This window comes from Flavobacterium kayseriense (genome assembly GCF_014305095.1).
Classification (GTDB): Bacteria; Bacteroidota; Bacteroidia; order Flavobacteriales; family Flavobacteriaceae; genus Flavobacterium; species Flavobacterium kayseriense.
On sequence record NZ_JACRUI010000004.1, the window covers coordinates 252,504 to 273,563 of the forward strand.

The following is a 21,060-nucleotide window of genomic DNA, read 5'->3' on the forward strand; positions in this document are numbered from 1 at the left end:
TAATGTTAACAATCGTTTTTATATGTAATTAAAGTACTGCTTGCACAAAGGGTCCATTAATACAACAGCTGCACTTCTTTGATATTAAATGCTGCTGTGGAATCATCATCTAAAAGAACTTGCAACTTACCAGATGGAGATACCCCTTGAATAATTCCCATAAAATTCTTGTCATCAACTCCTTTAAAGGGCATAGGAACACTTTTTTTGAAAAGATAATCTGAATATAAGCCCCACAATATCTCGGGTCTAGTTGCTATTAAATTGATGTTGTTTTTTAAATTTTCCATAATTAAAAACAGTAACTGTTCTTTGTTATGGAAAACCTTTGAAACAGCGGCCATAGAAGACGCTTTTGGTAAATTTTCAAAATTGGTTTGGTTTACATTTAGTCCAACTCCCACAATCGAAACTATCGCGCCATCACTTTTTAGACTATTCTCAATCAAAATACCACCTAATTTGTAATTGTATGACATAATGTCGTTTGGCCACTTTATGGATAAAGCAGGTATATTAACTGTTTCTAAAGCCTTATATATCGCTAATGCAACTGCAATATTTAGTGTAAAAATCGCATTAACATCAATAATTATATTCTTCAAAAGAACGCTCATTACTAGATTCTTACCTACTTCAGAATCCCAAACAGAACCCATTTGCCCCTTACCTTTCGTCTGATTTTCAGCCGTTACAACAGTGAAGTTTTCCAAATTTTCTGCAACATCGAGTTGTTTAAGAAACTCGTTTGTTGAATCTATGGCATCGAGTTTGATTACTCTCATTAGTTGTTATTTTTAAACATAATTTAATTATATGTTAAGGTTCAAAAATAATCACAAAAAATGGTAACTTTACAAACTTATATAAAATATTTTCATGGCAAAAAAGACAATAAATAATGATGACCTTTTGGCAAACATTATAAAGGGAATCGAAGAAGTAAAAGGAAATGACATAGATATTCTCGACCTTAGAGAAATTGATAGTGCCGTATGTGACTATTTTGTAATATGCAACGGAAACTCAAACACACAAGTTAACGCAATCGTTAACTCAATCCAAAAAGTTGTTTCGAAAGAAATAAAAGATAAACCATGGCATGTTGAAGGATCTGATAATGCAGAGTGGGTACTTATGGACTATGTTAATATCGTTGTGCATGTATTTCAAAAACAAATTAGAGAGTATTACAACATCGAAAGCTTGTGGGGAGATGCAAAAATTACCACAATAGCTAACAAATACTAAAAACAGAATGGCAAAAGACAACAATCCGAATCCTAATAAATTTAAAGTAAGTCCTTGGTTAGTTTACACTGCTATTCTACTTATTTTCTTATTTATCAGTTTTATAACTGGAAGCTCAAGCTTGCAAGAGCCAGCACAATTAACCTCCTCAAAATTCAATGGATTTCTAGAGAAAGGACAAATTGAAAAAGTAATTGTTTACAACAAAACAGAAGCGGAAGTTTTTCTAAAACCGGAAGCACTTAAGGAGAAAGAACACCAAAAAGTAGCTAAGGACATTTTTGATAATCCAAATAAAGGACCTCAATACACGTTTGAAATAGGTAACGACCAAATTTTTCAAACAAAATTAGAAAAAGCCGTTGCAGAAGGAAAGTTGAAAGATTTTAATTTTCTTGCAAAAAGCAACTGGTCTGACATTATCATCAGCTTATTACCTATCATCATTATCATTGGTGTTTGGATCTTCATTATGAGAAAAATGTCTGGCGGTGGTGCAGGCGGTGGTGGACAAATTTTTAACATTGGGAAGTCAAAAGCTAAACTTTTTGACGAAAAGACAGATGTTAAGACGACATTTAAAGATGTAGCAGGACTTGAGGGTGCTAAAGAGGAAATACAAGAAATTGTAGAGTTCTTGAAAAACCCCGAGAAATATACCAATCTTGGAGGTAAGATTCCTAAAGGTGCTTTACTTGTAGGGCCTCCTGGAACAGGAAAAACCTTGCTAGCCAAAGCAGTTGCCGGAGAAGCACAAGTTCCTTTTTTCTCTTTATCAGGTTCTGATTTTGTAGAAATGTTTGTAGGAGTTGGAGCATCACGAGTACGTGACTTATTTAAGCAAGCCAAAGAGAAGTCACCAGCAATTATTTTCATTGATGAAATTGACGCTGTGGGTAGAGCTCGAGGAAAAAGCAATATGTCTGGCGGAAATGACGAGAGAGAAAACACTTTAAATCAGTTATTGACTGAAATGGATGGGTTTGGAACAAATACCAATGTAATTGTACTTGCTGCAACTAACAGAGCTGACGTTTTAGATAAGGCTTTAATGCGTGCAGGTCGTTTTGACAGACAAATATTTGTAGACTTACCAGACATTCGAGAAAGAGCTGAAATCTTTAAGGTACACCTAGCTCCTTTGAAAAAAGTTGAAGGTCTTGATCTTGACTTTTTAGCAAAACAAACTCCTGGTTTCTCTGGAGCTGACATTGCTAATGTTTGTAATGAAGCCGCTTTGATAGCAGCACGATACAACAAAACAGCAGTAGACAAACAAGATTTCCTTGATGCCGTTGACAGAATCGTTGGTGGTTTAGAAAAGAAAAATAAAATTGTAACTCCTGAAGAGAAAAAAGCAATCGCAATACACGAAGCAGGACATGCAACTGTAAGTTGGATGTTAGAGCATGCAGCACCTCTTATCAAAGTAACAATTGTACCTAGAGGTCAAAGTTTAGGAGCAGCATGGTACCTACCTGAAGAGCGCTTAATTGTACGTCCAGACCAAATGCTAGATGAAATGTGTGCTACTATGGGAGGAAGAGCTGCTGAAAAAGTAACTTTCAACAGAATTTCAACTGGAGCATTAAGTGACTTAGAAAAAGTGACCAAACAAGCACGAGCAATGGTAACTATCTACGGTTTAAACGATAAAATTGGAAACGTTACTTACTACGACTCAACGGGTCAAAGTGAATACAACTTCTCTAAACCATACTCTGAGGAAACGGCTAAAGTGATTGATATGGAAATTTCAACTTTAATCGAAAGTCAATACCAAAGAGCGATAGCGATCCTTGAAGAAAATAAAGACAAGTTAAATCAACTTGCTGATATACTAATCGAGAAAGAGGTTATCTTCAAAGATGATTTAGAAGCAATATTTGGAAAACGTACTTTCGACAAAAATTTGGAAGAAGTAGTATCCTAACAACACCTTTTCGGTTATATTTAGAAAATCTTAATTCAAAAGCTTCTTTTGAATTAAGATTTTTTTATCTTTGGACGTTTTCAAATAACATATAAAGTACCTCCATAAGATATGAGTCTTTTTAGAAAAATTTTTGGTTCTAGTATTTCTACTTCAGAAGAAGAAAAGGAGAAGGATAACAATGGTGCTTCATCTGAAACAGATATGTCTATTGACGAGCAGTTTATCTTTAATTTTAAAAAGAACGGAGGCAAGTTTTTATACTGTGAAAACCTTGCAGAAGTAAAAGAACAATTTGAAAATATACTGGAAGAAAATGATTGGTTTGAAAGCGACGTACTTTGCTTTGACCCCACTCTTTTTAGTATCCTCGAAGAAAACAAACTAAACTACAAACAAGTTACAGCTCCTAAATTCTTATTTTCATCTTGTGAAAACTTAATTGCTGAGGAGGGATCAATTTTATTTTCATCTAATCAGATAAAGCAGAATAAACCAAATGAGCTACCTGCTGATATCATTATTTACGCTACAACAAGTCAGATTCTAGCGATGAAGAGCGATAGCCTAAGTGCTATTAAAAAGAAGTACGAGAGAAATTACCCTACCAACATTACTGCAATTAAATATTTTGAAAAAGCCAAAGAAGAGGACTTTACGCAATACGGGAGTTCCGCTAAAAACCTTTATTTGTTGCTTTTAGAAGATCTTTAATATGAACGAAACTCTAAAGAGAGCACTATCGGGCGCTGTTTATATTAGTTTATTAATAGCCTCTATACTATATTCGACTGAAAGCTTCATACTTTTGTTCGGTGTCTTTGTAGTTATTGCTGCTTATGAATTTTGTGCTCTTGTACAAATAAGTAAAACCATACCTCTAATATTCGTATTTCTAATCTACAGTGTGGTTACTTTATTGAGCTATTACAGATCAGAATCCGAACTTTATTTGAACGAATTTTTTGGAATTGACGTAAGGCTAGACGTTGATATTCCTTTACTTAACAGCATTCTACTATTAATAACACTGTTTGTATCTATAAAATGTATGGTGTTGTTGTTTGACGACAAAGTGCAATCCATTACAAAGGTCTCAAAATACCTTTACCTTTTAGGATATATCGTCTTGCCTTTTATCTTTATCACTAAAATATCCTTCGGGATCAATAATTACAATCCTAAAATCATTATCGGTTTATTTATTATCATTTGGACTAATGATACCTTTGCCTACATTGTTGGAAAATCCATAGGGAAAAACAAACTCTTTGAGCGCATATCTCCTAAAAAAACAATTGAAGGATTTGTAGGAGGAGTAGTATTTGCTGTATTTGCAGGTTATTTAATTTCAAAATTATACATTAGACCAAACCCAAATTTTAGCGAAAAATCGATTTTAATATGGACAATAATTGCTTTATTAGCAGGTGTTTTTGGAACCATAGGAGATTTAATCGAATCTAAATTTAAGCGTATTGCTGGAGTTAAGGACAGCGGAAAAATAATGCCAGGACATGGAGGCATCCTAGATCGACTAGATAGTGTTATATTTGTAGCACCAATTGTATTTTTATTTTACCAAATTTTAAATTATGTTTCATAAAGAAGGAACCAAGACTATTTTTTTAGGAATGATTTTTACTGTTGCAGTATTATTATTATCTGATCGTTTTATAACTACCGAATGGCTTAAATGGTTATTGCAAGGTAGCGGATTATTGATTTTAATAATTATTCTACAATTTTTCAGAAACCCTAAACGCGCTTTCATCTTAAATGAAAATCAAATTTTAGCGCCCGTTGATGGTAAAGTTGTGGTTATTGAAGAAGTTTTTGAAGGAGAATATTTTAAAGATAAGCGCCTACAAGTATCTATTTTTATGTCACCAATAAATGTACACGTAACTCGATATGCTATGAATGGTATAATCAAGTTTAGTAAATACCATCCCGGTAAATTTTTAGTTGCTTGGCATCCTAAAGCTAGTGAAGAGAACGAGAGAACTACAGTAGTTATTGAAAACAACACATTTGGTGCTATTTTATACCGTCAAATTGCAGGTGCTTTGGCCAGAAGAATTGTTAATTATGCTGAAGAAGGTATGCAAGTAGTACAAGGTACTGACGCAGGGTTCATCAAGTTTGGATCAAGAGTAGATCTATTTTTACCCTTAGGAACTAAAGTTGATGTTGTTTTAAACCAAAAAGCAATTGGAGGAAAAACAATCATTGCTGTAAAAAACAATGACTAATAACAATTTAGAAATTAGGTTTCAAGAGGCTGTTTTAAGCGCCTCTGGAATGACTCAAGCCTCCTTACCTCAAGATGTGCAATTGCGTCTCTATGCTTTTTACAAACAAGCTACCTTTGGACATGTAGATTTGCGACAAAGTGCAGCCTACCATCTTAGGGATGCTTTTAAGATAAATGCTTGGATGCAAATAAGTCATCTTACTGCTGATGAAGCCAAAGAAAATTATATTGAAATTATTAATTCTATTTTGAAGAAATAAACCGCAATCATGAAAAAAATTAATTTTTTATTATCAAGCATATTATTAATTAGTTTTTTAACTTCTTGCAATGATAAAAAACTAACGGAAGTAGTTGAAGTTCCGCTACCTACAGCTCAAGAAAAAGTAACTATAGGTTTTGCTGACGACGTAAAAGCCGACGAAGGATCTTTTCAAGTTGAAAAACTTGCTTATGCCTATGACGCCTTGGCTCCTACCGTATCTCCGCTAACATTAGAGATGCATTACTCTAAGCATTATCTTACCTACACGAACAACCTTAACCAAGCAATCGCAGGAACCGAGTACGAGAACCAATCGATTGAAGATATATTAGCCAAAGTAGACCCTAATGATACTGAACTGCGAAACAATGCAGGTGGTTATTACAACCACAGTTTGTATTGGAAGTCTATGGCTCCAAACACTGGCGGGACCCCTACAGATACTTTAGCAGCAGTCATAACAAGAGATTTTGGTTCTTACACTAATTTTGTAACTACTTTTAAAGGAGAAGCCACTAAGCAATTTGGTTCTGCATGGGTGTTTTTAATCGTAGATAAATATGGAAAGTTACAAGTAACATCCTCGCAAAATCAAGATAACCCACTAATGAAAAATGCTCCTATGCCCGGTAAACCAATCATGGCATTAGATTTATGGGAACATGCTTACTATCTAGGGTATCAATACCGACGCAGAAATTATATTGATTCCTTTTTTAATGTTATTAATTGGAAAAAGATTAACGAAAACTACGAAGCAGCCATCAGACGAAAGTACTAACTAATATAATGATATAAAAAAAGCTGGTATTCCATGGAGTACCAGCTTTATTGTTTTAGTTCATTGCTTACTTTTTATCTAATTGATAAATGAAAGACTCCAATGGAGCTATACGAACATGTAAACTCCCTATGCCGCTTACAACATCCAGAACTACTTTATTCTTTTGATACAGTTGATCGACAACTATATAATGACCATCAGCTAAGCTCCATTTTTGAATTATAGTTGCAGGTATCTTTAACTCAAAATCACTAGTCTTGTCCGATGAAAAGTTAGAAACAATAATTAGCTTTTCGTCAGTTGACCAACGAGCATAGGAATAGATAAGAGGATCGTAATTGGCCGTAATTGGTCTGTTATAAAATTGTAAATCTTCATAATCTCCCATCAAGGCAGAGCTCGCTATCGTAAAATTAAGTAAGCGTTTGTAAAAATCACGCAAGTCTTTTTCTCCATCAGTAAGTTGTCCTCCATCAAATTTTCCATCATTCATCCATCGTTGATGAGAAGGCACTCCTATATAATCAAAAATAGAGGTTCTAGAATGAGTCCCAAAACCAGCATTCTCATTTCCCGCCTCTCCTACTTCCTGCCCAAAGTAAATCATGGTTGGTGACGTACTAATTGTTGCCGAAACGACCATCATAGGCTTCCCTTTTTCTCCAGATCCAGCAAACTCAGGACTAGCTAAACGTTGCTCATCATGATTATCTAAAAAGTGCAACATATGATGCTCAATATCTTTCATTCCGTTTTGAATATGAGTTAAATCATCCGGCCATGACCTTCCTTGTATAACGTCTTTAAGTTTGTCATAAGTTTCTACTTTATCATACAAATAATCCATTTTACCTAAATGAATGTAATTCCGGTATTCAGCAGGATTATAAACCTCTGCCATTAAAAAAGCATCTTCATTAGCCATTTTAATCGCTGAGTTCATGTAACTCCAAAATTCGTAAGGAACCATTTCGGCCATGTCATATCTAAAGCCATCAACACCTTTGGCTGTCCAATACAAAGCAATTGCTTTGAATTTTTCCCAAGAATCCGGTACTTCTTTATCTTTCCAAAACTCAAAATGCTCTCGAACGGATTTTGTGTCATAACCAGTAGGCAGCTCCGGAAAATCTTTGGAACCATCCGGACGAATTCCGTAGTTCACTTTCACCGTTTCGTACCAATCATTTTTATCGGGTTTCGCTAATCGAGAACCATTACCAGTCCATTTAGCAGGAAATTCTTTGAACTTTGCATCGCTAAACCTATTTTCTTCCCCATTTAACGGTTTTGCCGTATCGGGCACTTCAAAGTTGGTGTTTGGAATATAATAGAAATTATTGTCTCTTTTGTACTCGACTGTTTGATCATCGTTGGCTCCAAAATCTTTTACGCCCTTTGGATTGTTTTTACCCTCGTACTTGCGCGCAATGTGGTTGGGAACAATATCAATAATAACTTTCATTCCAGCATTATGTGTTCTGGCAATCAAAGCTTCAAATTCTTCTAATCGTTTGGCTGGATTAACTGCTAAATCGGGATTTACATTATAGTAATCTTTCACAGCGTAAGGTGAACCAGCTCTTCCTTTTACAACATCTGGATCATCGTTAGAAATACCAATAGCTGTGTAATCGCGTATCACGGCATGGTGGGGAACACCAGTATACCAAATGTAATTAACTCCTAAAGCTTTTATTTCTTGCAAAGCTAGTGGTGTAAAATCATTAAACTTCCCTACACCATTCTCCTCTATCGTTCCCCAAGGTTTGTTTGAGGTGTTTTTATTTCCAAAAAGTCGCGTAAATACTTGATAGACTACTATTTTTTTCTCAGCTAGCGTTTCTTTTTGTTCGTTCATTTTTACATCTTTAGTTTTACAACCTACCTGTAGTAGTGATAAGGCTAAGCCCAAAATTATTATTCTTTTTGTCATTATTATATCTAGTTTTCAAATAAAGCTCCTCTGCACCGCCAAATTACAAGTTAAAGGATTAAATCAATTTTTAAATTTAATGTATTTTTTTTTAAACTAGATGCAACAACGGATTCAATATTTATCCAAATGTAGACCATACGTCAACTACAACGTGTGAGTACAAACATATGTTTATAACTTGTCAGCTACAAATACTTTAAAAAAGAAAGCTCTCGCAGCAACAACTATAAATAAATACTAATATCGATTAGGATTGCTTCCTTTTTCATAAATTTGACAAAAAATAAATCCATTGAGAAAGTTCGTTTTTTTCTTTTACTGTATCTTGTCTTTACTTACCTACAAAGCCGTTTTCGCGCAAGCACCTAAGAAAATTAATGTAGAGCATTCTGATTATTTTGATGTAAATCAGTTAACCATCCCTGATGCCATTTTATTGACAGGAAATGTTCGTGTAAACCATGATGGCGTTGTTTTAACCTGTAATAAAGCCTACTATTTCCAGAAGGAAAATTACATTAAGGCCTTTGGGAATGTTCAACTGGTACAAGGTGATACCTTATTTTTGAATAGTAAATATGCCGAATATAGCGGAAATGCAAAAAAAGCATTTGCCACTGGAGATGCTTTTATGAGTTCCCCTGATGCGACTTTAGCAACTGATACTATCAATTTTGATCGAAATACTCAAGAAGTATTTTATAATACAAAAGGAACCATCGTTAATAAGGAGAACACTTTAGTGAGCAAGGCTGGTAAATATTTTGTAAATCAAAAAAAGTTTCAATTTTTAACGGCCGTTACAATTACTAATAAAACCTACGTCATTAAGTCTAATCATTTAGATTATTACACTAATTCAGGACACTCGTATTTATTTGGCCCATCAACCATCACTAGTAAATCCAATTATATTTATACTGAAAAAGGTTTTTATGATACTAAAAAAAATCTAGCCCACTTTCTGCGGAAATCCTACATAAAATACGATGACCGCCTCATTCAAGGTGATAGCTTGTATTATGATCGTAATAAAGAATTTGCATCGGCTACTAGAAATGTAAAAATCACCGACTCCGTAAATCGAGGTATTGTAAAAGGACATTACGCCGAAATTTACAAACAAAAAGACTCCATGTTTGTTACTAAACGAGCAGTCGCAGTTAACTTTGTCGAAAATGACTCTGTTTACATTCATGGCAAACGATTAATGGTTACTGGCAAAGAAGATAATAGAATTATTAGAGCTTACAATAATGTTCGTTTTTTCAAAACAGATATGAGTGGAAAATGTGATTCGATTCACTCGAGTGCAAAAAATGCTTTAACCAAGTTGATTGGAAATCCAATTTTATGGAATGGAGAAAACCAGATCACAGGTGACCTCATGCATTTAATAGGGAATAATACTACTAGAGAATTGGACTCTCTAAAAGTGCTCAATAATACCTTTCTCGTCTCGAGGGACACCTTAGGAACCGGCTATAATCAGGTCAAAGGACTCAATCTCTTTGGTAAATTTAAGGAAGGGCAATTACATGATGTTGATATAGTTAAAAATACTGAAGTAGTCTATTATATGCGTAATGATGACAAGGAACTTATAGGTATCAACAAAAATAAGAGTAGTAAAATCAATTTAATTTTTGAAGATAAAGGTATTGAAACTATCACTTTCTTTAATCAAGTTGACGGCGATATTTTCCCTGAAACAGAATTACCTGAAAACGGTAGAGTATTACGTGGATTAGCTTGGCGAGGCGACGAACGAATAAAATCCAAGGACGATATTTTTAGTGAGGAAGAAAACAATCTTAATGATAAGATGATAAAAGAAGGAAAAGCCGAAGAAGCGAAAAAAAATACACCATTGAAAGTTAGAAAAGAAACATTAGATTACGATAAAAAGAAGAAGACAAAATAGTACAAGGGAAGTCGCTTTACAAAAGGCAGCAAATCAGTACAATATTTAAATTTAGCACAGTTGAAAAACGATTTTATAAAATACCAAGCGCAAACATCGCCTTATCCTCTTGGAATGGAAGTTTCCTACGCAAAAGGTTCTTACATATACGACACCAACAATAAGAAATACCTAGATTTTGTAGCAGGAGTATCTGCTTGCACCTTAGGCCATCAACCGCCACGAGTAAACCAAGCAATTAAAGATCAACTTGACAAATACTCGCATGTAATGGTTTATGGCGAATATTCACAAAGTCCTGCAGTTGAATACTGTAAATTAATGGCTTCTTTACTGCCAGCACCACTAGATAAAACGTACTTAGTTAACTCAGGAACCGAGGCTATCGAGGGTGCACTAAAGTTAGCGCGACGTGTTACAGGTCGCAGCCAACTCATTTCTTGCCACAATGCGTACCACGGTAACACCATGGGGTCAATGAGTGTGATGGGATTTGAGGAGAGAAAACAAATTTTCAGGCCTTTGATTCCGGATGTTGATTTTATAACTTTTAATAATGAAGCTGATTTAGAGAAAATAACTTCTAAAACGGCAGGAGTATTACTAGAAACTATACAAGGTGGCGCCGGATTCATACAACCTAATAATGATTTTTTAAAGAAAGTTCGAGAACGTTGCAGTGCAGTAGGTGCCCTAATGATTTTAGATGAGATCCAACCTGGATTTGGAAGGACAGGAAAATTATTTGGTTTCCAAAACTACGATGTAGTACCAGATGTGGTTGTTATGGGAAAAGGAATGGGTGGCGGAATGCCAGTAGGTGCCTTCACAGCCTCTGGAGAGATGATGGATTTATTAAGTGATAATCCAAAATTAGGACACATAACAACCTTTGGCGGACATCCTGTCATTGCGGCAGCATGTCTCGCTACGTTGAAAGAAATTACTGAGACTGACTTGATGCAGCAAGCCATAGAAAAGGAAATACTATTTAGAACGCTTTTGGTACATCCTTTGATAGAGGAAGTTAGAGGAAAAGGATTAATGTTAGCAGCAATGACTAGCAGTCCAGATGTTACTAACCAAGTGATCTTAAAATGTCAAGATCGCGGACTCATATTATTTTGGCTCCTTTTTGAAGGTTGCGCCATACGAATCACACCTCCTTTGACGATCTCTGAAGAAGAAATAAAGGAAGGTTGTGCGATAATAATAGAAGTGATGGACGAAGTCCTAATGACGATTGAAAAATAAGTACCCTGAACAATGCACATTAACTTTTGATTGATTGTTAATTAAATTGTTCACAACAATTCAAATTTTTCTTCACAAAAATAGTAAGGAACCCTACCTTTAAAGTAGGCCAAATTCAAAAAAACAAGTATGCAATTAAGCAACGAAGAAGAAGATTACAGCAAATCACTATCCAAATTTGAGTCTATGTTGAAAACCAACAAAGTGCTCTTTTTTGACTCAGAAGAATTTGAAGAAATAATTCTTCATTATCTTGATATGGGAAAGGCCGCTCTAGCTAAAAAAGCGTTAAAATTAGCCTTAGATCAACACCCCAAATCTACTGGTTTAAAACTAGTACAGGTAGAGATGTTGGTGTATGACGACAAACTAGAAATTGCAGAAAAACTCTTAAATGAGTTGTATGCAATTGAACCTAACAATGAAGAAATTTACATTCAAAAAGCAAATATTTGTTCAAAAAGAGACCAACATGAAAAGGCGGTTGAATTGCTAAAAATAGCTTTACAGTTCACGGATGATTATGCCGATGTGTATAATTTAATTGGAATGGAATACTTATTCATGGACAATTTTGAATTAGCAAAACAGAATTTCATAAAATGTCTTGAAGAAGACCTCGAAGATCAATCGGCTTTATACAACGTTGTGTATTGCTATGAATTTTTGGATCAAAACTTAGATGCTATTGCATTCTTAAATAAGTACATTGACAAAAACCCATATAGTGAAATTGCATGGCACCAAATGGGTCGCTTGTACTACGGTGTCAAGGATTACGAAAATGCTATTCGTGCTTTTGATTATGCCACGTTAATCGATGATGAGTTCCTAGGTGCTTTCATGGAGAGAGCTAAAGCATGTGAACGTCTAAAACGTTATGAAGAAGCAATTGCAAGTTATACGCGAACCATTGAGCTAGATGATGCGACTTCCTATGCGCTACTTCGCATTGGGAAATGTCATGAAAAACTAGGTAATACTGCACTAGCATTGCAATTTTATAATCAAACCGTTCATGAAGACCCTCTTCTAGATAAAGGATGGATTGCTATTACAGACTTTTATGTCCGTCAAAAAAACTATCAAAAAGCATTGTTTTATGTCAATAAAGCGCTTGCAATCGACAATCAAAATAATTTGTATTGGAAGCGTTATGCCACTATAAACAAACAGATGAACTTTTTTGAAGAAGCAGAGTTTGGTTTTAGAAAAGCGGTTGAATTTGGTGATACCGAATTAGACACATGGTTATTTTGGGTTGACATTTTACAGTTTCTAGGTGAATTTGAAAGTGCCATTCAGACCTTATTGCAAGCCACTGAATTCTATCCTGAGGAAAACGAGATCGAGTACCGCCTTGCTGGAATTTATTTTATGATTCAGGATACTACTAAAGCTAAATTTCACTTAAGCAACGGGTTGCGATTAAAGTTTGATAATTACATTTTGATAGAAGACCTTTTTCCAGTAGTTTGGTCTAATAAAACAGTTCAGAATTATATTGCCAAATACAAAAAAATAGAATGATCGAGTCCCTAAAAAAACGTTTTGGTTTACTTGGTCGCAACATAAGTTACTCGTTCTCGAGAGGCTATTTTACTGAAAAATTCAAGAATGAAAATTTAGATGGTTGCACCTACGAAAATTTCGATTTGCAAGATATTAGTGAATTTCCTGTTATTGTAGCAAATGGATCGGATATAAAAGGAATCAATGTCACGATTCCTTATAAAGAAGCTGTACTGTCTCATTTAGACTCCTTATCTAAAAAAGCCGCTCGTATTGGAGCAGTAAATACGATAAAGATCACAAAAAAAGGAAAGCTAAAAGGATACAACACCGATTATTACGGTTTTAAGAAATCGATACAACCCCTTTTAAAACCGCATCATCAAAGAGCGCTAATATTAGGTACCGGAGGCGCATCAAAAGGAATCGCTTTTGCACTAGAGGAGCTGGGTATTACGTATACTTTTGTCTCTCGAGGAGGTAAAGAGAACACCATTGATTATGCAAGTCTAACTGCTATTACATTTGATAATTACCAAATTGTAATTAACTGTACCCCTATTGGTACAAGTCCTGACATTGAAGCATCGCCTGCTATACCGTACGAGTTGTTTACAGACAAACACATTGCTTACGATCTTATTTATAACCCTGAAGAAACTCAGTTTTTACGCCAAGCAAAAGTAAAAGGCGCGACTACCAAAAACGGTTATGATATGCTAGTGTATCAAGCTGAAAAATCATGGGAAATTTGGAATAAATAAATTTTTACCCAAATATATTTACATCCTGTTGTAACTGCACTAGCGAGCTAGCGGAGTTAAAACAGGATTTTTTGATCAATCCCAACAGTGAATTAAAGCATTATTCACTAGCCCTGATAGGAACGACATCCTTTTTTATCTCCTTTTTAGAGATAAAAAAGATACAGTGGATAGCAGGAAACAGCTCCAAAAACAACTAAATCTCAGTGTAAAACGACTATAAATAAAGGATTTATTTTGTAATTTCCTGCTGCTTTACTATCTTTCGTCACCTATAATTGAGTACAAACCTTAAACATTGACAAAATGTTAGAAGAAACGAATGATAACCTGCAAGAGGCAGATGGAAATGTAGTAAGCGAATCGATGGAATCCAACCCATCTGAAAACGCTGTAATAGAAGACGCGATAACTACTGAAGAAGTAAGTAGCGTAGATGCCAACACGTCAGTAGATGTAGCTGATGCTACTACTGTTGTAGAACACGAAAATCAAAAAGCCTTGAGTGCCATTGATGATTCGAATGCCGAGGAAGGTGAGGATGAATCGGTAAGAGAGCGTCATGAGATTCCTATGTTGGAATATGATACCTTATCGATGGAGGCGCTTGTAACCGAATTACAAAAACTGGTTGCTACAGACAAGGTACTATCTATAAAAGAACATGTTGAGGAAATAAAGAAAGTATTTTTAGCTAAATTCAATCATTTTATTGAAGAAAAGAAAGAAGAATTTCATACTGAAAATCCCGATACTACAGAAGATTTTCATTACCACTCTCCGCTTAAGGTGAAATTTGATGAAAGTTATTCGAAATACAGAGATAATAAAAATGCACATTTTAAGAGCTTACAAACAAATTTACAAACGAATCTAGAAAATAGATTAGCAGTCGTAGAAGAGTTGAAAGAGCTGATAAATCCCAACGAAAACATTAAGGACACCTTAAAACACTTTAATGAACTGAGAGAACGATGGAAAAATGCAGGTCCGATTCCAAAGGACAAGTACAACCACGTGTGGAATAATTACCATTTTCATGTTGAAAATTTTTATGATTACTTGCACCTTGACCGAGAAGCGAGAGATTTAGATTTTAAACACAATCTAGAATTGAAGCAGAAAATAGTTGCTCGTGTAGAGGAATTAGTTCAGGAAACAGATGTGAATAAAGCATTTAGGGAATTACAAGATTTACATAAAATTTGGAAAGAGGACATAGGACCTGTATCAAGAGAACATAGAGATGCGATCTGGAATCAGTTTAGCGATTTGACCAAACAAATGCATGACAAGAGAGAACTTTTATTTGAAAAAATGAGAGGTACTGAACTTGAAAACTTAGAAAAGAAAAAAGAAATTATAAGCCAAATAGAAACTTTGGCAACGGTGAAAGTTAATGCTCACTCGCAATGGTTAGGGCAAATTGAAAAAGTGGAAGCTTTAAGAACTGCTTTTTTTGAAGCTGGAAAAGTTCCGTCAGACGTTAATGAAGCAACCTGGGATGCCTTTAAGACAGCTGTGAGAAATTTTAACTCTTTTAAAAACTCCTTCTACAAGGATATTAAAAAAGAACAAAACGATAATTTAGCTAAAAAGAATGCACTTGTTGCAAAAGCACAAGAGCTAAAAGACAGCGAAGATTTTGCTGCTACTACTCCTGTAATGAAACAAATTCAAGAAGAGTGGAAAAAAATAGGTCATGTTCCAAGAAAATACTCTGATAAAATTTGGGCTGAATTTAAGGCGGCTTGTAATGCCTATTTTGACAATTTAAAAGAACACAAAAGCGAGGATAATGCTGAAGAAGTGGCTGCTTTTGAAAATAAGAAGGCTTACTTAGAAGAACTACGAGCTTTTCAGTTAGTAGGAGACCATAAAACCGATCTTGACGCTATAAAACTACACATAGAAAATTGGAAAAATATTGGTAAGGTTCCTTTTCCAAAAAGACATATTGAAGGGAAGTTTAATAAAATATTAGATGCTCTTTTTGACAAGTTAAGCTTAAGTAAAAAAGATTCTGATATGATGCGTTTTGCCAATAGAATCGACAGCTTGGCAGACAGTAATGATACCAGAAAATTAGAGGGAGAGAAAATTTTTATTATGCGTAAAATTGAAGAAGTACAAAATGAAATTTTTCAATTAGAGAACAATATTCAGTTTTTTACCAATACGAGAAATGCTAAAAAGGAAAATTCTATTGTTTTAGAGGTTCGTAAGAACATTGCCATTCACAAAGAAAGTTTAGACACGTGGAAGGAAAAACTAAAGCAATTGCGTAGTTTAAAGCATGAATAAATAGTTTAAAATAAAACCATAAAAACCTCATTCTAGTCATTAGTTTGAGGTTTTTTGATGCCTTACTACTACTAATTAGCGTTCATTAGCGTAATTGAATATGATAATTATCATTTTACATCTAGCCTAATTCCTCTATTTTTGAGGGAAGTAAAAAGACAGATTATGAAAAATTCCCTGATTCAAAAATACAATGTTCCAGGTCCTAGATACACTAGTTACCCTACCGTTCCTTACTGGAACGAAGCTGACTTTACTTATGAAACTTGGATAGAAACTTTTAAGAAATCTTTTATTGAAAGTAATAGCAACGAAGGCGTTAGTTTATACATTCATCTGCCGTTTTGTGAAAGCATGTGTACTTTTTGTGGTTGCAATAAACGAATTACAAAAAATCATGATGTAGAGCATCCTTATTTAGAAGCAATCATAAAAGAATGGAGTTTGTACTGCAAATTACTTGACGAAAAACCCATTATCAAAGAAATTCATTTAGGGGGAGGCACACCTACTTTTTTCTCTCCTAAAAATTTAGAAGACTTGATCAACGGTATCTTTAGCTATGCTGCAAAAGCACCCAATTATGAATTTAGTTTTGAAGGTCACCCAAACAATACTTCCCACGCTCATTTACAAAAACTCTATGATTTAGGATTTAGACGGGTTAGTTTTGGCGTTCAAGATTATTCGCCTAAAGTACAAAAAGCCATCCATAGAGAACAACCGTTTCATAATGTAGCTAAAGTTACTTTTTGGGCTAGAGAAATAGGCTATACTTCAATTGGTCATGACATTATTTTTGGACTTCCCTTCCAAACTGTAGAGGATGTGATTGACACTATAGAGAAAACAAAATCCTTGCAACCAGATAGACTTGCATTTTATAGTTATGCTCATGTCCCGTGGATTAAAGGTAATGGACAACGCGGTTTTAAAGACGAAGACATCCCTCAAGATCAAGAGAAAAGACAATTGTACCAGGTAGGAAAAGAATTATTACTTAAGAATGGCTATCATGAAATAGGTATGGATCATTTTGCTCTAGAAACGGACTCATTATACACTGCTTTTAAAAATGGAGCATTGCACCGTAATTTCATGGGATACAGCGCCTCTAAAACAAAACTAATGATTGGACTAGGGGTTTCATCGATAAGCGATAGCTGGTATAGCTTTGCGCAAAATGAAAAAAACTTAGAGGACTATTACCAATTGTTAGAATGGGACAAATTACCTATTTACAGAGGTCACTTATTAACCACCGAAGATCTTATTATCAGAAAGCATATTTTGAACCTAATGTGCCAATTTGAAACATCATGGAAAGAGCGCAGTACCTATTTTAAGGAAATTCCAGAGATAGTAATAGAGCTAAAAGAGATGGAAGATGATGGATTAGTTGTATTGAATAAAGAGGGAATGCAAGTTACAGAGGCTGGTAAACCTTATGTGCGTAACATTTGTATGGCGTTTGATGTGCTATTAAAACGAAAAGCACCAGATACAAAATTATTCTCTATGACAATATAATGACTGATTTAGTTCTTTTTTTATCGTATCAGGCGTAGTAAAAACATTATGATGGTTCTCGACTCCGCTCGAACTGACAAATTCCTGCCCTTTTGAACTGATTATTGAAATGTGGTCGAACTAACAATTGGGGAGTATTCTAATTGACAATTGGGCTCTATATAAAAGGGAATGTTAAAAATTAAACTTCAACAGTACAGTAAAAATTCGCAAATTAAGATTTTAATAAAATCTTAATTTGCGAATTTTAGTTTTCTAAAGAAAGTAAGTTACTGTTCTATTCTTTATTTAGCATTGCATACAATTCATCTTTCAAAAACAATAGTTTGGCTTTTAATTCATGTGCATGCCCATCAGTAACCACCTCTGTATCTGTATTAACGCGGTGTACTTCATGTTCCATTTCATTATATTCATCAAATAATTTTCTAAAATGTGCATCACTTTGTTTCATTTCGTGAATTTTCTCAGCGTATTCTGGGAATTCGTGTACTAGATCATGTCTTTCCATGTTGGTTAGTTTTATATTAAATTAAAATGCTTTTTTCAATGACAATTGGGTTCGGCTTGTACAAACAAGCTCATATTAGAAGGGGAAACATAAGGAATCCCTAATCCTAAACCTCTTAAAATAAACAAACACCCTATAAAAACAGCAACATAAGGAATTGCTTTTTGAATCCTGTTTCGAAGTGGTATTGTAACAAATGAATTCACATAAACCACTGCACTCATCATAGGAACCGTCCCTAGTCCAAATAATACCATATACACTACTCCTAGACTTGCTGATTGCATGGCTATTGCACCAAAAAGTGCCACATACACCATACCACAAGGTAAAAAGCCATTTAACAAACCAATTGTAAATAGGGATTTGTAACTTTTATTTTTGAACTGAGCACCAAGATGCTGTTTTACATTAGAAATTAATTTGAATACTGGCTTTGAAAAGTTGTATTTAGCAAACGATCTCTCAGGAACGAGTACTACTACTATCATTGCTACTCCAATAAATATCGACATATTTTGTTGTAGTCCAGCCATAAAAAAACCCTTTCCTACTAAACCAAAAATCAATCCTATAGTACCATAAGCAGCTAGTCTACCTAAATGATAGGTAATGATTTGAATTGCTTTTTTTGTTTTATTATTGCGATCCACAGGCAGCATCATCGCAATAGGACCACACATCCCAACGCAATGCAAACTACTTATTAATCCAAACAAGAAAGCGGTGTACAGCATTTTAATATTTTTGAATTAAGATCTACTTAGAAATTTAGTTTCTTAGCAGCTCTGAAACATTGATACTTCAATAATCTAATCTATATAAAGTGTCTCTTTACTTAAGTATGCTTTTCCGTTATACTCCCATTCCATATTAATATCCCATCGACCGCCTACCAATTTTGATTTAGGTATGAGCAAAGTTGGATTAGATAGCGAAATGGGAATTTCAAAATCTAAATTTTTCATAGACGGTCTATATAAGGATACTTTACCTTTAATTTTACTTGGCTCAAATACAGTAGGGAATTCTAAAGTAACGCCTTCAGTTGTTTTAGTGAATGTAGGCTTTTGGGTTAAATCATGCGCATTTTGAACGCGTACCATTTCGTCACCAAATTTAGCGTCGTGCTTGTAATACTCTTCGACTACTAATTCGTTATCATATTTAGAATTAGATTGTACTTTAATCACGAAATACAAAATGAAGGACATAAAAAGCGCTATTGCAATCACAATTCCGCCCCCCCAATTAATTCTAAATTTCTTTTTATCGCTGGTAATTGCCGAAGTTTCGTTACTATAATTTTCCATTATTTCTCTAGGTTCACTATATTAATATTATGCTGATTTTTTATATAATTAGTCAAAAGATCGCGGACTTAAGAAACTCGTTACGGCAGTTTCTATTCTTCTATCGCCTTCATATACTTCAATCCTCAATTTGGTCTTATCACTTTCTAATAAATACTGATTGACTTCGATAAACATCGTCCCGCTAGTCATTCCCTGTTTCACTACTTTTAAATGTTGGTTACCCACAAGTTTAAGTGTTCCTTTTATTCCTACCAATTCAAAATGAATGTCTTTAAAATCATTATTTGTTTTATTAATCACTTTGTAGGTATACACATTGCTAATATTATCACCTTTATGTTCAAATAATTGCCCAGGCAATCTTAAAATAACAGCCTCAACTTCAGTACGTAAAAACAATAACCCTGTCAAAATACCAACTAATATTAATAAAATAGCTGAATACCCTTTCATTCTAGCGGTAAACTTAAAAGGCTCTTTTTTCTCTATTTCGTCTTCAGAGGCATAGCGAATCAATCCTTTTGGCAGACCTACGGTTTCCATAATCACATCACATTCATCAATACATGCGGTACAGTTTACACATTCTAATTGTGTACCGTTACGAATATCGATTCCAGTAGGACAAACATTTACACATTGTTTACAATCAATGCAATCCCCTTTTCCCGTAGTAGCTCTATCCTCTTGCTTACTGAATTTAGCTCTTCCTGCTTCTTTTTCGCCACGTACAAAATCGTAAGCAACATTAATTGATTTATTATCTAGCAAGACCCCTTGCAATCTTCCGTAAGGACATGCAATAATGCAGACTTGCTCTCTAAACCATACAAATATAAAATAGAAAACTCCAGTAAAAATAGATAGTGCAATTAAGGTACTGGTATGTGTTTCCGGTCCATCTTCAATCATTTGGATTAGCTCATCACTACCAATTAAATAAGCCAAAAACACATTGGCAATAGCGAAAGAAATAATAAGAAAAATAAACCATTTGATGCCTTTCTTTCTTATTTTTTCGGCATTCCATTCTTGTTTTGACAACCTGATTTGGGCACCACGATCTCCTTCTATCCAATATTCAATTCTTCTAAAAACCATTTCTAGAAATATGGTTTGGGGACAAATCCATCCACAAAAAATGCGCCCAAAAATCACTGTAAACAAAATCACAAAGACTACGCCTACGATCATAAACAAAACAAAAATGTAAAAATCTTGTGGCCAAAAAGGAAATCCAAAAATATTAAAACGGCGTTCTAATATGTTGAATAACATGAATTGGTTACCATTAATCTTTATAAACGGATTGGCAACTAAAACAACCAGTAAAAAATAACTTACCCATTTGCGATAATCATAGAACTTGCCAGAGGGCTTCTTGGGAAAAATAAATTTTCTTTTACCTTCTTGATCAATAGTTCCAATTGTATCTCTAAACGCTTCGTCTGGTAATTTTGACATTTTGATTGGTATTTTAATTCTACCTTCTGATACCGTTTATTTGACATCAAAA

At 34.5% G+C, this 21,060-nt stretch carries 19 protein-coding genes; 13 read left to right on the forward strand and 6 right to left on the reverse strand.

Going from position 1 to position 21,060, the window contains the following annotated elements:
* Positions 1-56: 56 nt before the first annotated feature.
* Positions 57-785: a biotin--[acetyl-CoA-carboxylase] ligase gene (locus tag H8R22_RS12430; RefSeq protein ID WP_187010714.1), complete on the reverse strand. Its 729-nt coding sequence runs from the start codon at positions 783-785 to the stop codon at positions 57-59.
* 94 nt (positions 786-879) lie between these two features.
* Here H8R22_RS12430 and rsfS point away from each other — a divergent pair, with 94 nt between their 5' ends.
* The 7 genes from rsfS (at position 880) to H8R22_RS12465 (ending at position 6,487) form a co-directional block, all read left to right on the forward strand.
* Positions 880-1,251, forward strand: a complete 372-nt coding sequence (rsfS, locus tag H8R22_RS12435; RefSeq protein ID WP_187010715.1) for a ribosome silencing factor — start codon at positions 880-882, stop codon at positions 1,249-1,251.
* A 7-nt stretch (positions 1,252-1,258) separates the two neighbouring features.
* Entirely contained in the window at positions 1,259-3,184 is a 1,926-nt protein-coding gene (gene ftsH, locus H8R22_RS12440) for an ATP-dependent zinc metalloprotease FtsH (RefSeq protein ID WP_187010716.1), read from the forward strand.
* A gap of 111 nt (positions 3,185-3,295) precedes the next feature.
* Positions 3,296-3,898: a lactate utilization protein B/C gene (locus tag H8R22_RS12445; protein ID WP_187010717.1), complete on the forward strand. Its 603-nt coding sequence runs from the start codon at positions 3,296-3,298 to the stop codon at positions 3,896-3,898.
* Between the two features lies 1 nt (position 3,899).
* Positions 3,900-4,790: a phosphatidate cytidylyltransferase gene (locus H8R22_RS12450; protein WP_187010718.1), complete on the forward strand. Its 891-nt coding sequence runs from the start codon at positions 3,900-3,902 to the stop codon at positions 4,788-4,790.
* Positions 4,780-5,439 carry a phosphatidylserine decarboxylase family protein gene (locus H8R22_RS12455; protein WP_187010719.1) on the forward strand — a complete coding sequence of 220 codons (660 nt, stop codon included), beginning with the start codon at positions 4,780-4,782 and terminating at the stop codon, positions 5,437-5,439. The genes H8R22_RS12450 and H8R22_RS12455 overlap by 11 nt, the downstream gene beginning before the upstream one ends.
* Complete coding sequence (locus H8R22_RS12460; RefSeq protein ID WP_187010720.1) at positions 5,432-5,701, forward strand: acyl-CoA-binding protein; 270 nt, start codon at positions 5,432-5,434, stop codon at positions 5,699-5,701. Before H8R22_RS12455 ends, H8R22_RS12460 begins: the two co-directional genes overlap by 8 nt.
* 9 nt (positions 5,702-5,710) lie before the next feature.
* Complete coding sequence (locus H8R22_RS12465) at positions 5,711-6,487, forward strand: superoxide dismutase (protein WP_187010721.1); 777 nt, start codon at positions 5,711-5,713, stop codon at positions 6,485-6,487.
* A gap of 67 nt (positions 6,488-6,554) precedes the next feature.
* Here H8R22_RS12465 and H8R22_RS12470 read toward each other — a convergent pair whose 3' ends face one another.
* Complete coding sequence (locus tag H8R22_RS12470; protein ID WP_187010722.1) at positions 6,555-8,426, reverse strand: alpha-amylase family protein; 1,872 nt, start codon at positions 8,424-8,426, stop codon at positions 6,555-6,557.
* A gap of 295 nt (positions 8,427-8,721) precedes the next feature.
* Here H8R22_RS12470 and H8R22_RS12475 point away from each other — a divergent pair, with 295 nt between their 5' ends.
* From H8R22_RS12475 to hemN, 6 genes are all read left to right on the forward strand, one after another.
* Complete coding sequence (locus tag H8R22_RS12475) at positions 8,722-10,353, forward strand: OstA-like protein (protein WP_394368138.1); 1,632 nt, start codon at positions 8,722-8,724, stop codon at positions 10,351-10,353.
* A gap of 60 nt (positions 10,354-10,413) precedes the next feature.
* Positions 10,414-11,607: an aspartate aminotransferase family protein gene (locus tag H8R22_RS12480; RefSeq protein WP_187010723.1), complete on the forward strand. Its 1,194-nt coding sequence runs from the start codon at positions 10,414-10,416 to the stop codon at positions 11,605-11,607.
* 129 nt (positions 11,608-11,736) lie between these two features.
* Positions 11,737-13,137, forward strand: coding sequence for a tetratricopeptide repeat protein (locus tag H8R22_RS12485; RefSeq protein WP_187010724.1), 1,401 nt, complete (start codon positions 11,737-11,739; stop codon positions 13,135-13,137).
* Complete coding sequence (locus H8R22_RS12490; RefSeq protein WP_187010725.1) at positions 13,134-13,883, forward strand: shikimate dehydrogenase family protein; 750 nt, start codon at positions 13,134-13,136, stop codon at positions 13,881-13,883. Before H8R22_RS12485 ends, H8R22_RS12490 begins: the two co-directional genes overlap by 4 nt.
* 306 nt (positions 13,884-14,189) lie before the next feature.
* On the forward strand, positions 14,190-16,187 hold the full coding sequence (locus H8R22_RS12495) for a DUF349 domain-containing protein (RefSeq protein WP_187010726.1): 1,998 nt from the start codon (positions 14,190-14,192) through the stop codon (positions 16,185-16,187).
* A 165-nt stretch (positions 16,188-16,352) separates the two neighbouring features.
* Positions 16,353-17,717 carry an oxygen-independent coproporphyrinogen III oxidase gene (hemN, locus tag H8R22_RS12500; protein WP_187010727.1) on the forward strand — a complete coding sequence of 455 codons (1,365 nt, stop codon included), beginning with the start codon at positions 16,353-16,355 and terminating at the stop codon, positions 17,715-17,717.
* 277 nt (positions 17,718-17,994) lie between these two features.
* On the opposite strand, the gene H8R22_RS12505 is transcribed toward hemN, so the two are convergent.
* The 4 genes from H8R22_RS12505 to ccoG form a co-directional block, all read right to left on the reverse strand.
* Entirely contained in the window at positions 17,995-18,228 is a 234-nt protein-coding gene (locus H8R22_RS12505) for a YdcH family protein (protein ID WP_187010728.1), read from the reverse strand.
* Between the two features lie 35 nt (positions 18,229-18,263).
* A complete protein-coding gene (locus H8R22_RS12510) occupies positions 18,264-18,965 on the reverse strand; it encodes a sulfite exporter TauE/SafE family protein (RefSeq protein WP_187010729.1) in 702 nt (233 codons plus the stop codon).
* A gap of 75 nt (positions 18,966-19,040) precedes the next feature.
* A complete protein-coding gene (locus H8R22_RS12515) occupies positions 19,041-19,541 on the reverse strand; it encodes a FixH family protein (protein WP_187010730.1) in 501 nt (166 codons plus the stop codon).
* Positions 19,542-19,589: 48 nt separating this feature from the next.
* Positions 19,590-21,008, reverse strand: a complete 1,419-nt coding sequence (gene ccoG / locus H8R22_RS12520; RefSeq protein ID WP_187010731.1) for a cytochrome c oxidase accessory protein CcoG — start codon at positions 21,006-21,008, stop codon at positions 19,590-19,592.
* Between the last annotated feature and the right edge of the window lie 52 nt (positions 21,009-21,060).

What these genes read in the sequence shown, in the direction of transcription:
- H8R22_RS12430 (WP_187010714.1), bottom strand. Translation starts at nt 785, where the DNA reads ATGAGAGTAATCAAACTCGATGCCATAGATTCAACAAACGAGTTTCTT.
- rsfS (WP_187010715.1), top strand. Translation starts at nt 880, where the DNA reads ATGGCAAAAAAGACAATAAATAATGATGACCTTTTGGCAAACATTATA.
- ftsH (WP_187010716.1), top strand. Translation starts at nt 1,259, where the DNA reads ATGGCAAAAGACAACAATCCGAATCCTAATAAATTTAAAGTAAGTCCT.
- H8R22_RS12445 (WP_187010717.1), top strand. Translation starts at nt 3,296, where the DNA reads ATGAGTCTTTTTAGAAAAATTTTTGGTTCTAGTATTTCTACTTCAGAA.
- H8R22_RS12450 (WP_187010718.1), top strand. Translation starts at nt 3,900, where the DNA reads ATGAACGAAACTCTAAAGAGAGCACTATCGGGCGCTGTTTATATTAGT.
- H8R22_RS12455 (WP_187010719.1), top strand. Translation starts at nt 4,780, where the DNA reads ATGTTTCATAAAGAAGGAACCAAGACTATTTTTTTAGGAATGATTTTT.
- H8R22_RS12460 (WP_187010720.1), top strand. Translation starts at nt 5,432, where the DNA reads ATGACTAATAACAATTTAGAAATTAGGTTTCAAGAGGCTGTTTTAAGC.
- H8R22_RS12465 (WP_187010721.1), top strand. Translation starts at nt 5,711, where the DNA reads ATGAAAAAAATTAATTTTTTATTATCAAGCATATTATTAATTAGTTTT.
- H8R22_RS12470 (WP_187010722.1), bottom strand. Translation starts at nt 8,426, where the DNA reads ATGACAAAAAGAATAATAATTTTGGGCTTAGCCTTATCACTACTACAG.
- H8R22_RS12485 (WP_187010724.1), top strand. Translation starts at nt 11,737, where the DNA reads ATGCAATTAAGCAACGAAGAAGAAGATTACAGCAAATCACTATCCAAA.
- H8R22_RS12490 (WP_187010725.1), top strand. Translation starts at nt 13,134, where the DNA reads ATGATCGAGTCCCTAAAAAAACGTTTTGGTTTACTTGGTCGCAACATA.
- H8R22_RS12495 (WP_187010726.1), top strand. Translation starts at nt 14,190, where the DNA reads ATGTTAGAAGAAACGAATGATAACCTGCAAGAGGCAGATGGAAATGTA.
- hemN (WP_187010727.1), top strand. Translation starts at nt 16,353, where the DNA reads ATGAAAAATTCCCTGATTCAAAAATACAATGTTCCAGGTCCTAGATAC.
- H8R22_RS12505 (WP_187010728.1), bottom strand. Translation starts at nt 18,228, where the DNA reads ATGGAAAGACATGATCTAGTACACGAATTCCCAGAATACGCTGAGAAA.
- H8R22_RS12510 (WP_187010729.1), bottom strand. Translation starts at nt 18,965, where the DNA reads ATGCTGTACACCGCTTTCTTGTTTGGATTAATAAGTAGTTTGCATTGC.
- H8R22_RS12515 (WP_187010730.1), bottom strand. Translation starts at nt 19,541, where the DNA reads ATGGAAAATTATAGTAACGAAACTTCGGCAATTACCAGCGATAAAAAG.
- ccoG (WP_187010731.1), bottom strand. Translation starts at nt 21,008, where the DNA reads ATGTCAAAATTACCAGACGAAGCGTTTAGAGATACAATTGGAACTATT.